At 35.5% G+C, this 14287-nt stretch carries 11 protein-coding genes; 7 read left to right on the top strand and 4 right to left on the bottom strand.

Annotated features, from left to right (window positions below; all coding sequences use genetic code 11):
- The first annotated feature begins 77 nt into the window (after positions 1-77).
- Positions 78-908, top strand: coding sequence for a formate dehydrogenase accessory sulfurtransferase FdhD (gene fdhD / locus HMPREF0693_RS15650; RefSeq protein WP_004246534.1), 831 nt, complete (start codon positions 78-80; stop codon positions 906-908).
- On the opposite strand, the gene HMPREF0693_RS15645 is transcribed toward fdhD, so the two are convergent.
- The 3 genes from HMPREF0693_RS15645 to umoA form a co-directional block, all read right to left on the bottom strand.
- A complete protein-coding gene (locus HMPREF0693_RS15645) occupies positions 905-1666 on the bottom strand; it encodes a GNAT family N-acetyltransferase (RefSeq protein ID WP_036919413.1) in 762 nt (253 codons plus the stop codon). The genes fdhD and HMPREF0693_RS15645 overlap by 4 nt on opposite strands.
- Before the next feature lie 19 nt (positions 1667-1685).
- Complete coding sequence (locus tag HMPREF0693_RS15640) at positions 1686-2561, bottom strand: ATP-grasp fold amidoligase family protein (RefSeq protein ID WP_004246527.1); 876 nt, start codon at positions 2559-2561, stop codon at positions 1686-1688.
- Between the two features lie 291 nt (positions 2562-2852).
- Entirely contained in the window at positions 2853-3395 is a 543-nt protein-coding gene (gene umoA / locus HMPREF0693_RS15635; protein WP_004246526.1) for a flagellar biogenesis regulator UmoA, read from the bottom strand.
- 207 nt (positions 3396-3602) lie between these two features.
- Between umoA and HMPREF0693_RS15630 the strand changes: the two genes are divergently transcribed.
- The 6 genes from HMPREF0693_RS15630 (at position 3603) to HMPREF0693_RS15605 (ending at position 12269) form a co-directional block, all read left to right on the top strand.
- Positions 3603-4574 carry a nitrilase family protein gene (locus HMPREF0693_RS15630; protein WP_004246525.1) on the top strand — a complete coding sequence of 324 codons (972 nt, stop codon included), beginning with the start codon at positions 3603-3605 and terminating at the stop codon, positions 4572-4574.
- A 124-nt stretch (positions 4575-4698) separates the two neighbouring features.
- A complete protein-coding gene (locus HMPREF0693_RS15625; protein ID WP_004246524.1) occupies positions 4699-5586 on the top strand; it encodes a LysR family transcriptional regulator in 888 nt (295 codons plus the stop codon).
- 414 nt (positions 5587-6000) lie between these two features.
- A complete protein-coding gene (locus HMPREF0693_RS15620) occupies positions 6001-6813 on the top strand; it encodes a Slam-dependent surface lipoprotein (RefSeq protein WP_004246523.1) in 813 nt (270 codons plus the stop codon).
- Between the two features lie 174 nt (positions 6814-6987).
- On the top strand, positions 6988-8340 hold the full coding sequence (locus HMPREF0693_RS15615) for a surface lipoprotein assembly modifier (RefSeq protein ID WP_004246522.1): 1353 nt from the start codon (positions 6988-6990) through the stop codon (positions 8338-8340).
- Positions 8341-8384: 44 nt separating this feature from the next.
- The gene (locus HMPREF0693_RS15610) at positions 8385-11438 is read left to right on the top strand and encodes a TonB-dependent receptor domain-containing protein (protein WP_004246521.1); all 3054 of its coding nucleotides are present in this window, start codon (positions 8385-8387) and stop codon (positions 11436-11438) included.
- A gap of 27 nt (positions 11439-11465) precedes the next feature.
- Positions 11466-12269 carry an energy transducer TonB family protein gene (locus HMPREF0693_RS15605; protein ID WP_004246520.1) on the top strand — a complete coding sequence of 268 codons (804 nt, stop codon included), beginning with the start codon at positions 11466-11468 and terminating at the stop codon, positions 12267-12269.
- Positions 12270-12322: 53 nt separating this feature from the next.
- Here HMPREF0693_RS15605 and HMPREF0693_RS15600 read toward each other — a convergent pair whose 3' ends face one another.
- The gene (locus tag HMPREF0693_RS15600; protein WP_235046430.1) at positions 12323-14179 is read right to left on the bottom strand and encodes an insecticidal delta-endotoxin Cry8Ea1 family protein; all 1857 of its coding nucleotides are present in this window, start codon (positions 14177-14179) and stop codon (positions 12323-12325) included.
- Positions 14180-14287: the final 108 nt, after the last annotated feature.

Below are 14287 nucleotides of genomic sequence, written 5' to 3'. Positions count from 1 at the left end.
TTCATTGCCTGATAGGTAGTGTAAAATCGTTTTACCCGTATTGTTATTATGTATTAATAAAATTAGGAATTCATCTTATGGATGAAACAAAATCGACAAACTTGTTAACTAAACGTGTAATTGTTGGCATAGATCAAACAACTGTGCAACACAAAGGCTCCCTTAACCAAGCAGAGCAGGATTATATTGCACTCGAAGTTCCAGTTGCATTAGTGTACAACGGAATATCTCACGTTGTTATGATGGCAAGCCCTAAAAATTTAGAGTTATTTGCTGTCGGATTTTCCTTATCTGAAGGCATTATAGGATCTTCTAACGAAATTCGCAGTATTGAAATCGTTGAAAGTTGCCATGGTGGCACAGAAGTACAAATTGAATTATCAAGTCGGCGCTTTATGCAATTAAAAGAGCGACGTCGTAGTATGGCGGGGCGCACCGGATGCGGTATTTGTGGTACAGAACAATTAGCAGAAATTTTTCGCCCTATAGCCCCATTACCTTTTACACAAACATTTTCACTCTCTTTGCTTGATAACGCACTCGAGCAACTAAAAACCGTACAGGAAATTGGCGAGCTAACAGGATGTACTCATGCCGCAGCTTGGCTATCTCCTGAGGGGCAATTACAAGGTGGTTGCGAAGATGTCGGGCGCCATGTAGCTCTTGATAAGTTGATTGGCTTAAAAACACAACAAAAGTGGACAGAGGGTGCAATATTAGTATCAAGTCGTGCAAGTTATGAAATGGTGCAAAAATCAGCAATGTGTGGTGCCGAAATTTTATTTGCGGTTTCCGCTGCTACCTCACTCGCCGTTGAAGTGGCGAATCAATATAATTTGACGCTGGTGGGTTTTTGTCGCCGTGGAAGAGCAACTGTTTTTACTCATCCACAACGACTCACTGATTAACGTATGCGGTGAAACATCCAAAGGTTGGGTTCCAGATAGACACCATATTGACGTTGAATATCGATATTTAACGGTGCCAGCCCCATAGGAATGGTGTAGTCACCACTGACAGGAAATCGTAATGAAGTCCATTGTTGCCATTTTTCTGTCGGTGCTTCAATTTTCATAGACTGTGGGGCAATTTTGATCGTGGTGGCACCTAAGCGCCAATGTGTACGTATCCAAGGATCAAAAGGCTCATTATTATCGTTTTTCCATTGGCAATATTCAGCAAAAGAGTGCAATGGATAACAATGTTTTAATGTAGGGCGTACAGGTACAGCAACACCGAGGTAACCTTGTTTTTTTGCATGCTCCTTTAAGGTATTAATTAAGCGTTGAGCAATACCTTTCCCCCGATAATGATGATCGATAGTAACCGACAAAGCAGAAATAAGATGGCAAGGTAATTGTTGTTCTTCAGCCTCCATGCCTAGCTGAAAAACACGATCCCAACCTTCATCCGGTAAATCGTTGAGAGAGTTGGTTTGCCAAGGTAACGCAATGGAGTTAATTACACCGATAACCTTTTCTTCTGTTTGCGTTTTTAATACCGCCATAAATTGGTAATGGGAAAAAGGCACATCATATAAGCGTTCCCAATAGCTATCATCAACAGAAGTTCCCATCATAAAAGCAGGCCAATGGTTGGCTATCATGGCTTCTGCTTTATCTAACAAATCGTTGCGATGGTAAAAATCGGTGATAAATATATTCATGATATACATATACCTTTTGTTAAGAAGCAATAGGTGTCCATAGTTCACCTAATTTATAGTCCCACTCTTTTGGTTTAATGGGAATGCGCCCTGCATTGGGGGTAAAGGTCATTTCACTAAACAGTAGTGTGGTTTCTGACATTAAAAAATCGACCCGACAATAGGCAAAACCGTTAGCTAATTTGTTGGCTAATGTGAGCATATTGTCAAATTGTAGCGGTTTTTCAATATATTCTGGGGTATTGGGATCTTCTAAAGTAAAAGGCTGTAATTGCCATTGTGTATCATAAACATTGATATACTCGCATCCCTTTGTATCCGAAATATCAATTTCCGCATAATGAGGCTGACCATGAAAACAGTGGATACGGCATGTGGTTGGGATCATCGGACATTGAGTATCAAAAAGGTCGATATACTCTTCACAGATAATTTGCGCACTAATATTTTTATAATGCCATTCACGAGTAACGTGGTAGAGATTTCTCTTTAAATGAAAATTAAGTTTCTTTTTTGCCATCTCCAAATCAAATTGAGATTTATCAAGGCAAATAATAGTACTGCCACTGTCATGATTACATTTTAATACGAAACGGTTAGGTAGTGTATTAAGTTCGATTTCATTTGGATGGCGATAAGTATTAAGGATTTTGACCAGATATTTTTCGCCTATCTTTTCTTTTACATACTCCCTGACACTGATTTTATCTGCTAAGCGTGTATAGATAGGATCTCTATCAAATAACATACGTGCATTGATTTTTTCATTCAATGACATGGGGTGGCGAAAATTAGGTTGATAACCTAAGTTACGAATAAATTTATTTTTTAGATAAACACGATCTGGCTGTGCGAGCGTGCGTAATTGTTTGAAATAATATTCTAAAATTTTCATATGCAACTGTTTATTTTAAATATTTAAGTAAGATAAATATAAATTTTTATTTATATAATTTTGCCTTAGGAGAAATTAATTTTTTATTAATTTAGCCTTAATGTTTTTATGTATTTATAGAAAACAAAAATACAAAAGAATACAGATATATTCTTTGTTGTATTATCATTTTTTTATATAGAATCAATGGCTTTCTAGATAAGCTTTATAGAATAAAAAAACTATTATAGAAGAGAAAGCAATATTGACATTAAGAGAGAATTAATAAAAAGATGAGAAATTAAATATATATTAATATGTAGACCAATTTGTTATATTTATAGGTCTATCCCAGCGGTTAAAACGCAATCCTTTGCCTGTCCTATTTCCATGTGTATCTAAAATCTCATAATACTCTTCAACTATTTGGCTACGACCGCGTTGCCATTCATTGGTGGTAGCAGCAGGATCGATTAAATAAATATCACCTACAACGGTATATAACTCACCTAAATAACGAACTTTACGTGTGGTGGTGGTGGAATAGTGAGAGAACATCACTTGGTAGGTTTTATAGTGTTCAGGTTGCCCATAAGGGCCATATTTCATCGCAATATAGCGAATTCCTTTAGTACCAACAGGACTCGTGCCACCTGGCGTTGGCATATCGGGTGTAATATTAAAAAGAGTATAACGTGAGCCAACCGTTGGTTGCCTTAGCGCTTGGCGATAACTATAGCTATCCATTCCTGAAGCTGTCCATGTTCTATCCACCAGACCATTTCCTGCCCAACAATAGCAAGATAAGGCGAGTAAAGGGAATGAAAGAGGGATAAACAAGGCTCTAGCCAACATAAATACTCCTTTTTATTACTATTATGATGCCAGAAAACTAGGGGGTTATTCCGTAAAATAACGCTATAACAGCGTGCCATTTCTGATGCTTATCCCTTTCCATTCCAAAAGGTTATTAAAAACAGAAAATAATTGATTATATTTTGGACAAAAAAAAAGTTTAAGATAATAAAGGTGATAAATAAGACAGTGTAGAGGTAACCGTTTATGAACCCATTAACGACATTACGTGTTGCAAGCGTACAACTACAACATAAGGCTAATGATAAAGATTATAATTTAGCCAAAATACATCAGTTTATTGAGATGGCTGCCAGTGAAAAAGTGAATCTTCTAGTATTTCCTGAAATGTGTATCACGGGATACTGGCATGTCCCTAAATTACCGGCGCAACAGGTTTATGCATTAAGTGAAAAACTGGCTGATAGCGCATCATTAAAATCCATTAAACAAAAAGCACAACAGTATGCAATGGCTATTGGTGTTGGATTAATTGAACGGGATAACAATAATAATTTGTATAATACTTGGGTTGTTTGTATGCCTGATGGTTCATTACAAAAACATCGTAAATTGCATGCATTTGAACATCCGGTTATTTGTAGCGGAGATCAATACACCGTATTTGATACCCCATGGGGGATTAAAATGGGTATTTTAATTTGCTGGGATAATAATTTAGTTGAGAACGCACGGGCGACGGCGTTATTAGGGGCAGATATTTTATTGGCTCCTCATCAAACTGGCGGAACCCACTCTCGTAGTCCACACAGCATGAAACCTATTCCAATGGCGTTGTGGGAAAATCGTCAGCAAGATCCACAAGCGTTACAAGCTGCTTTTCAAGGTGAACATGGCAAAGGATGGCTAATGCGCTGGTTACCTGCTAGAGCTCACGATAATGGTATGTTTATCATCTTCAGTAATGGGGTTGGGCGTGATGAAGAAGAGGTGAGAACGGGTAATGCGATGGTTATCGATCCTTATGGACGTATTGTAAAAGAAAGCTGTGCGATAGAAGACGATATGGTCGTCACGGATATTGATTTAACGCTTTTGCCTGAATCAACAGGGAGACGCTGGTTAACGGGCAGAAGACCAGAGCTATATCAGATCCTCACCACTCGACAAGGTAATGAACAAGATCCGATTTCCGTTCGTTTTGGTAACAAGGACTAATAGAGATAATTATAAAAAGAGCATAATTATTTATCAGACAAAAGATTAACACCTAATATTAATTTTACTAATTTATTTTATGTTAGAATAATAAAAGAAACTAATATAGGTTTGATGATAAATAATGGATACACGTTTATTAAATGCTTTTGTGGTGTTAGCTGATACAGGGCACTTTGGTGAAGCTTCCAAACAGCTTTGTATTAGCCAACCTGCATTAACTAAACAGATTAAAACGTTGGAATCACAACTGGATATCGTGTTGTTTGAGCGTGGTCGCCATGGTGCAAAGCTCACGCAAGAAGGACAATATTTACTCAATCAAGCTCAAGTGGTATTACGGGAATCCCATATTTTAGAAAAACAAGCTCGTCAATTAGTTGAGCCACAAAAAGTCTCACTTTATGCGGGATTCGGTCTGTCATCATTAAGTTTTATTACTTCACTATTGGCGAGATTTAATCAAATTGAGCCAAATATTAGCGTCAATATTGATGATATGTCTTCTCATAAAATGGAAGAAAAATTATTAATGGGTGAACTTGATGTGGCTTTTTCTCGTTTACCCGTTATGCCCCCTTTACAAGGGATAGCGTTGACACAAGAGCAACTGATGTTAGCTATTGCAACACAACATATTACGGTGTTGGAGGCAGATTATAACCCATTACATTATTTCGACTCATTAGGGCTTATTTTACTTGCTCCAGAAAAAGGGAAAAAACTGTATCAGCAGATACATGCTTTTTTACAACAGCATAAACTAGCACCGCGTTTATTACAGCAATCTCAAGATATTCAGACCCAATTAGCGCTAGTCGCGGCTGGATTAGGGATAGCATTAGTGCCTAAAAGCGCGCAATTAATTTGTGATAAACAAAGAGTCACATTGTTACCTCTATCTGGGTTATACACACAATGGAAAATTGGTGTAATTTGGAATAGTAATATTAAAAATAAAGAACGTGATCTTTTTATTAAAATAATTACTGAAAAAATTGATATTAAATAAACAATTAGCTTTCTTTATTTCTTTTAATATAAATATTATATTTCAAATTTTAGTCTCTATTAAATATTAATTAGTTTTAAAATAAATAGGAATAATCAACTGAGATCACTCTCACAAAAAATAAACATAAGTTTATAAAGGTTTTATTTAAGCTTTATGATAAAAAATAATTTAAAACATTAAGTTAAATGATTTTTGTTTTGTTAAATGTATTTAATGGGAATTAGCGTGCTTTAAAAGATCTATTTACAATAAAATAAGAATGTTTAATATCAAAGGGCAGTCAACTCAAGAAAGGTACTTGCCTTGTTTTAATATTGAGTAAGAAAGAGAGAATTAAAATATCTCTCTCATGGATAATTTATTAGTGATAATAAATTATGATCTTATGTAATAAATAATAAGGAAGTTATTATGACAAAAATAAACATTTTTACGGGTACTCTATTTGTTTTATCTAGCATAAGTATGGCACAAGCAGAAATCCATTCTAATCAAAGTGGCCCTTTAACCACCATGAGTGTGGGGGCGAGTGATCCCGTGACTCGTGGCCCTCATCAATCAGCAGGTGGGGAGCCGGGTGTCGGTATTTCTAATCTATATGGAGGGAAAAAAATTGGTTTTGCGTCATTAACACCAAATAATATGAGTGGTGGGGCGGATAGCCATGGTGTTTATACAATACAACCCAATGAAAATACACCAGCTAGCCATAGTAATATGGGGGTATTTCATTTTTCACAGGTGACTGATGCCAATGTCTATTTTGGTACTTGGGCAAAAACAGCCTCTGTTACAGATATCACTCATCAGTCTTATTATGTAGGTAAAGAGGTTACTAGTACGCTACCGACAGACAGTGCAACTTATACCGTAACAGGTATCAGTCAATATAGTGGTGATAATTTACTGTCTGGTACTTTTGATGTTGATTTTTCACAAAAGACAATTGGTGGCTCACTGGCTAATAACCTACGTACTGTCGAGTTAGAACGTGGCAATATTTATACCGCAAATAACCAAGTAACTTTCTCTGCAGATGCAAAAGAAGATACCACATCCGGTATTGTTGAAGGGGCGTTCTTTGGTGAAAATGCTGAAACATTGGCAGGTATTGTCGTCTTCCACACCGATCATACTAAAGATATTGGTTTTGGGGGAAGCAAAAATAGTGCTGAAGTAGATACTGCAACAGATAGCGTAACAGATAGTGCAGAAGCCTCTTAACGTTAGGTTTTAAGTTCGGAGCTTAAAAACAATTTAGTCCTTTTACATACGTGGTATTAGTGGTCATTAAGCTAGTTTTTAGCAACAGATAATCAAATATACGGTTATCTGTTTTTTTTTGCCTTAAAAAACGGATTGTAAGGAATAGATCTATTGTTATTATAAGGATAAACCATGCGTTATTATCAAAGGCTAATAAAGTCATTATTTATTATTAATATCTTATTTCATTCGTCACAGGGGGCGGCAACACAACCTAATCAAGAGTCACTTAATAAAGAGAAGGTCGCTCAATTAGGTCAACAACTGTATCATCATTTACAGCAACAGCAGTGGTATCAAGCGGAAAAACTACTAGTTAATTATCAGCAATTACCATTACACGAAACTTTATTAGTCTATTATGCTCAAGCACTATTAGCACAGAAGAATGGTAATTTCTTACAAGCTGAATTTTATTATCAGCAGCAACTTAAGCAGCAAGCAGATTTTATTCCGGCACAAACTGGCCTAATTCAGCTCTACTTTTCTCAAGGAGAATATAAAAAAGCACAATACCAGCTAAATCAATTAAGTCGTTTATCGGGATTATCACCTACCATTAATCAAGCAATTATCTATTATCAGAAACAGCTTAACGATTATTTTAAAGCTAGGCGTTTTTATCAAATCAGTTTTTTTTATGATGATAATATTAATCATGCACCTTATCTTGATGAGCAAATTGTTTCGCAATCAACGCAAGTCATCATGACCAGAAAAGGCGCTCAACCTATAGCATCGATGGGGGTTAGTCATCTTTTTTCTTTCTATCAGCCCACTTTTATTTACGCTAATAATACCCTATCAGGCTATTTTTCAGCACGCTACCGTGATTATTTTGCATATAAACAAGCTAATTTTACACATTTATATACTCAATTAAGTTATCAGTACCAAAAAAAGGATTATCGGTGGACCTTATCTCCTTATTATGAAATAAAATTACCTAAAAAGGCGTTTGAGTATCAATCTATTGGGGTATATACCGGGCTATTTTTCTCCATTAATAAATATCATTCTATTAATTTATCTATAAATTATTATATAAAGAAATATAATAAAGAATTAATAAACTTAAATAATCATAAGCAGATATATGCTATTAGCTATTACTATACATTAGCAGAGAATGTTCAATTAGTTAATCAATTAAACTATTATAGTAGTCGTAAAAAAAATACTTTATTAAATTATCAGCAATATGATATAAAAACGGGTGTTTATTACTTATTACCAAAAAATTGGCAAGTTTCTCTTTCTTTACAATATCAATTTAAAAGTTTTAATAATTATAATCCATTATTAAATAAGAAAAGAGAAGATAATGGCTTTGTTTTTACAACAACTATTAAAAATAAAGCACCTATTATCTGGGGGTTTTATCCAGCAATAGAATTAAGTTATACCCGTAGATTAAGCAATGTGGATTGGTTATATCAATATCAGCAGCATGAAGTCTTATTTAAATTAGAAAAACAATTTTAATTAATTTAATGCATGACTTCTTTATTAATTAAGTAGGTAACACAATGCATGTAGTGCTTTTTCACAAACGTACGTTAGTCTCCATGATGGTTTCACTCTCCTTATTTTCTCTCAATAGTTATTCCAAGACGAAGGATAATACAACCGATCTTGGACAAATTCAGGTTGCAGATAATTTAGAAAAAGATCAACAAGGTTATGCTCAAGTCTATGAAAAGGATGTGGCTAATATTTATTTAGGTAAAGCCCTTATTGAACGTTATCAAGGGGTATCGCCTGCAGATTTATTTAAAAGCGCGATAGGTGTTTATAGTGGTGAAGCCCGTAATGGAGGAGCATTGGATCCGAATATTCGTGGTATTCAAGGCCAAGGGCGTATCCCCGTTACTGTGGATGGTACTGAGCAGGCGATTACGGTTTATCGTGGTTATAGCGGTGCATCTAATCGTAACTATATTGATTCAAATTTGATAAGCAGTATCTATATAGAAAAAGGTCCTTCACTTAATCCTAATATAAAAACAGGGATTGGCGGAGGGGTTGCCATTAAAACATTAGATATACGTGATATTGTGCCCATTGGTGAGTCTTTTGGTATTAATTTTAAAGGTGATATTAGTAATAATGCCACAGGCTATAAAGATATTTATACTAATATGATTGAAGAGTACCGTTATTATCCAAAATTCTATCAACAAAATGCTTATATTATCGATCCTGCATTAGAAATAACACCTAAAAAAAGTAAAATAGAAAACTTTCAAGATTATTCATTTCGCTTAGGTGTAGGATTTGAGAAAGAAAAATTTAATTTACTTTTTGCATATGCAATACGTGAAAAAGGTAATTATTTTGCAGGAAAGAGAAATGTAGAAGAGTATAGTAAAGTAGATGAGCAATTGCTTAATTCTGTTTATATAATGGACGGGAAAAGACATTTTGAGCCTTATTTACCTTTTATTGCTCATATTTATCGACCTGGTAATGAAGTACCAAATACATCTAATCGTAACCGCTCTTTTTTAGTAAAAGGAACTCTATTTCCACAACAAACGCATCGTTTCTCCATTAATTATCGATACACCGATTTATTATTTGGCGATATTATGCCATCACGATTAAGTTGGGTTCGTTATCAAGAAAATTTAGTTAATCAATGGCCTTTGGCAAATATTACACAACAAGCAGGCACATTAACCTATCAATATAAACCAGAAGATAAAAAAACAGATTTATTACTGCGTTTATGGGGTAATTTAACGTTAGGACATACTAATACTCGGGGAGGAAAACCAAGAGAGCCTAAAATGGTTGATTTTAGAGCTAGCAGAAATACAAGGTGGGATCCCTCTATTGATACAGGCTTTTTAGATACAGCTTCTCTATATCAAGATAATAATCGTTATGGTGTTGATTTTTCATCGTTATTTAAATTATCACCTCAGTTTTCTATTTCTTTTTCCGGTCAATATCAATTGGAAAAATTAGATAGTCATGAGCTTGAACTTCCCATGGGTTTTGATTTCGTGACCGAGGGGCGAGCAGGGCAACGTCATGAAGTCAATTTAGCGTTAGCCACAGATTGGAAACCATTACCCTGGTTTGTGATGAATATTGGCGGTAAATATCATTACTATCATCTGACGGATACCTTTTTAAATAATAAACGGAAGAATAGGGTTAAAAATTACGAGAAAACAGCCCCTATCCGCGGTTATCTGATCTCTTATCGACGAGTATTAACGCCAGAAGAGTATTTACTCTATCGCGCGGTTAACAAAATTGATGTCGATACTTTACCTGACGAGTTAAAAAATTACCGAAGTTCTGCTGAGCTGAGTAAAAAAATTAGAGACTTTCAACAAGCGGTTTTAGTTTACCCTGAAGGTGGCGCTTTGCTAGAGGAAATCAAGGAGCAGGTTGCTAGGCCATATCTTCAGAGAATACAGCATGATATGGAGCATGAAGATTTTCTTCGTAATAACCATGGAAAGATGCAAATAAAAAACGCTAAAGCCATCCCGATGAAAAGAGAGTTTAGCCTTTGGTTATTTGATGAAAATGGCGTACTACTTAAGAGTAAGAATATTTTACTTAATGGTTTTCTTGATATGGAGGAAAAAGTCCCTCATCCAGTGACGGGGGAGTTAGTCTATCGCTTTGAAAAAGATGTTATTAATCCTCAGGCATTTTCTCTATCAGAAGATATTCAAGATCCCTACGCACTGGAGCCTAGCTATCAGCATGGCGCATTTTCCCCTTTAATCTCTGCCACCCTTTATGCCAACGATATGGTGCGTTTTTATGGCCGTTATACTGAGCAATTGCGTTTACCTAACTTATTTGAAGATACCAGTGGTTTTTCAGGCTCTAAAGCTCGCTATTATGGCTTTAAGTTAAAGCCAGAGCGTGCCAAAAGCAGTGAGTTTGGTGTGGTTGTTGATTTTACGCATTGGTTGAATATAGAGCGCCACGCTGATATTAAAATTAATTACTTTAAAACGAACATTGAAAATGTATTTGATAGAGATGCTAATTGGCAAATTAGACAGTTAGAAAAACAAATATTAGAAGGTGTAGAGTTACAAGCCCGGTTTGATAATGGATTTATTTTCTTTGATACCGCATTAGTGTATAGCCATAAAAATAAAGTCTGTGATGAAAATGCTTTTTATGAGCTTGATGCATCAGGATTATCGGGTATTAAAAACTGTATGACAGGGGGATACCCTGGCGGATTTTTGCGCACCTCAATGCAGCCTAAATACTCAGTTAACCTACATTTAGGCACGCGCTGGCTAAATGATAAATTAGAATTAGGTAGTCGCTGGCTCTATTCATCAGAAGTTGAAAATAAAGATGAGAAATGGCTTAAAGAAAATTTACCTAATAGCTATTTTGGCATAAATAATAATCCGATGCGTTGGGCAAAAGTATTTACTATTGATGCTTATGCAACCTATCAATATAGCCCCAATTTATCTTTTGAAATAACAGGAAGTAATTTATTAAATGAATATTACATTGATCCGCTGACCCGTTCTGGTATGCCGGCACCAGGAAGAAGTTTGCGATTAGGTGTAACAGCCCAATTTTAATACAAGGATAAAATAGGAGTTTTATTTATGTTGGCACTTTCTGTCAGACAGCCACTTAATATTTATTATTGGCTCATTGCGATATCATTAGTTTATATCAGTTTATTGAGTTGGGTACTTAATTCATGGTCTATGACAGAAAGTGCGCATCATATTGATCAGCAACAGCAAAATACATTATCGGTCTATCAGGTGATGTTTTCGCCACCTAAACAATCTACTACCATGATTGAACCGAGAATAAAGATCGAGTCACAACAACCACCTATTGCACTACCAAGAAGTGAGAACGGTGAATTGATTGAAGCGCCCAAACAACCCGCAAAAAAGCGTCAACAACAACCGACCCCAATAACACCTAAAGCGATAAAACAGGTAAAAAAACAGCCAGTAGTAGACAAAACAGTACCTATAAAACCACGTGATTTAACAAATCACAACATAGTTCAAAGTACATCACAACCATCAGCAGAAAACTTAACACAGCATACCGCGAGTTCATTGGCAGGGAGCAGTCGTGCATTAAGTGAACATGGTATTGGACAGGGAGAGTCTGAAAATCATTATATCAGTTTATTGCGCCGAGAAATTGAGCGTCATAAGCGCTATCCTGCGCAAGCTCGTCGTATGCAAGATGAAGGGCTGGTTGTTGTGCGTTTTTCATTAACCAATGAAGGCTATATTTCATCCGTTGTACTTGAGCAGACCTCAGGGGTGGCATCTCTTGATAATGCAGCACTTGCCGCGGTAAAACGGGTAAAACCAATTGGCCCGAAACCTAATAACTTATCTGATCCTTTAACTATCTCGTTAAAATTTCAATTAAATTGAATAAAAAATACCTAAGTCAATATTACACTTAGGTATTTTATGGAAATAAAACATTAGAATAAAACAGTCATATCAGCCAACAAGGTATTAGGCTCAAAGAAATAGAGATGAAAATAGAGATTTTTTTGATCTTCTTGACTAAAAATACAAGATAAATCAATTTGATAAGTATAAAAATAACTTTTATTATCGGAAATAGGATGATTAAGTAATGGGGTTATTTTATAAATAATATTATCTTGATCTGTGGTGAGCTTAAATTCAGCAGAACCAATAATAGTGCCTTGGGTCGCATCGCCCGTTCTTGCCACTATGGCTAACGATTGTTCCTGCGTAATTGCACACTGTAATAACAAGGTGATTTTTTGTGATAAACCCACTTTGCCAATCGGCTCTTCTGATGGTAAGCAAAAATAGGCATCGTGATTTAATAAAATACAATTTTTCCCCACTAACATATCACTATAGCCATATTGAGCTTTGCTTAATTGAGTCATAAATCCATGATTTAAATCGAGTTCATAGCTCTTTTTTGCTGTGGGTAAATGATTTTTAGTGTCAAGGGGTAAGGATGCATAACCATCATAAAAACGAAATATAGGTGCAGATTCGGTTAACCAAGCTCCAGAGTCAGCTTGACAGCTTTTTCCATTGTGACGACTTAAATAAAGATTTACGCCATTAAAGCAGTAGCCAGGAATATTAAGATACGATTTATTATCTCGATTACCTTGACCGATAGTAAAACTATTATTGTTAACATCATCAAGTACCATATATTTTAACCCTCCCCAAGGTGTGTCAGAAATATAGCGAACGGAGGGTAAAATTTGCGTTGGTGACAGATAGGCTTTCTGACTGTCTGGGGTAAAAAATGTGTCGTTTTTTATAACATCATGGCTATCTCCTGCCACGCCATTACAGCCTTCATATTGAAAACTATCTACCTCTTTTTCAGGTGTTAAGTAGTTCTGTTTTAAACGGATCACTGCATCAATATGAGAGTAGGATTCAATACTTTGTAGCATGGATGTTCTATGTAATATATCTTTTCCCATCTCAACGTAAGTCTTGTAATAACTGATTTTTGGATCATGGCTATAGTCATTTCCATAAAGCTCTAAGCTATTCCAACGAGCAAAGGGGGTTGTAAATTCAATTTCAAAACTACGTTTAACCCAAGTTTGATAGAAAGATAAACCAGAAGTATAGATACCCACTAAAAAAGTATTACATTTATTATAATCATCTTTAAAAACTTGGGAGGTCTGCTGATAAATCGCTTTATGAATATTGGCGTTAAATTTATCAATGCTGTTTCTTAATGTTTTTAGATTATTTTTGAAATAATCCTCTTCCAGAGCAAGTTTTTCTTTATTGGTTAATATATCGCAATGGGCGGCGACAAAAAGTGCGCAACAGTGGCAATAAAAGGGCAATCCTGCTGATTGTGCTAAATTTAATACTAATGGTTGTTGAGCAATAATTGTCGAAATCACATCATCAAAACGGTTAAGAACTTGTTCCCGTAAATCTCGTAGTTGTGTTTCTGAATAATGCACATTGGGGTCAAGGTAACGAGCGAGAGAATCTGAAAATAATTGATAAACGTCGCTAATACCTTCTGTGGTGAGTTTAATGATTTTTATATTGTTATCAGTGATTTTAGCATCAATAATACGAGAGACATGGGCAATAATTTGCTCAGCTAAAGAGCTATCTTTCATATTTTTATTCATGAGGCCAAAAAGTGCGGAAGTAATTTTTGAAAGTACCCCCCCAACAACGGGTATTAGACCAATGATATGACCCACGACCACTTCACCCACCATAATAGGCGCATTAAGCGGATCTTGTTGATTAAATTCATCCACAACAGTGGGTAATATATTACTGTTGCGATTAATCATATCTAACATCCCATCCTTTAAGTCCTCATATTCAATGCAGGTTAAAGGTTGAGTGCAGGGGAGTGACGAAGGGCTTATTGATATTTTTAACGGATTTAAATGCATAAA

It is taken from the genome of Proteus mirabilis ATCC 29906 (assembly GCF_000160755.1).
In the GTDB taxonomy this organism is placed as follows: domain Bacteria; phylum Pseudomonadota; class Gammaproteobacteria; order Enterobacterales; family Enterobacteriaceae; genus Proteus; species Proteus mirabilis.
Note: the sequence above shows the minus strand (reverse complement) of the source record. Positions and strands in the feature narration are given on the sequence as shown.

Excerpts from the sequence above, each read along its gene's own strand:
- HMPREF0693_RS15645 (WP_036919413.1), bottom strand. The coding sequence starts at position 1,666 with ATGAATATATTTATCACCGATTTTTACCATCGCAACGATTTGTTAGAT.
- HMPREF0693_RS15630 (WP_004246525.1), top strand. The coding sequence starts at position 3,603 with ATGAACCCATTAACGACATTACGTGTTGCAAGCGTACAACTACAACAT.
- HMPREF0693_RS15620 (WP_004246523.1), top strand. The coding sequence starts at position 6,001 with ATGACAAAAATAAACATTTTTACGGGTACTCTATTTGTTTTATCTAGC.
- umoA (WP_004246526.1), bottom strand. The coding sequence starts at position 3,395 with ATGTTGGCTAGAGCCTTGTTTATCCCTCTTTCATTCCCTTTACTCGCC.
- HMPREF0693_RS15625 (WP_004246524.1), top strand. The coding sequence starts at position 4,699 with ATGGATACACGTTTATTAAATGCTTTTGTGGTGTTAGCTGATACAGGG.
- HMPREF0693_RS15605 (WP_004246520.1), top strand. The coding sequence starts at position 11,466 with ATGTTGGCACTTTCTGTCAGACAGCCACTTAATATTTATTATTGGCTC.
- fdhD (WP_004246534.1), top strand. The coding sequence starts at position 78 with ATGGATGAAACAAAATCGACAAACTTGTTAACTAAACGTGTAATTGTT.
- HMPREF0693_RS15600 (WP_235046430.1), bottom strand. The coding sequence starts at position 14,179 with ATGATTAATCGCAACAGTAATATATTACCCACTGTTGTGGATGAATTT.
- HMPREF0693_RS15640 (WP_004246527.1), bottom strand. The coding sequence starts at position 2,561 with ATGAAAATTTTAGAATATTATTTCAAACAATTACGCACGCTCGCACAG.
- HMPREF0693_RS15610 (WP_004246521.1), top strand. The coding sequence starts at position 8,385 with ATGCATGTAGTGCTTTTTCACAAACGTACGTTAGTCTCCATGATGGTT.
- HMPREF0693_RS15615 (WP_004246522.1), top strand. The coding sequence starts at position 6,988 with ATGCGTTATTATCAAAGGCTAATAAAGTCATTATTTATTATTAATATC.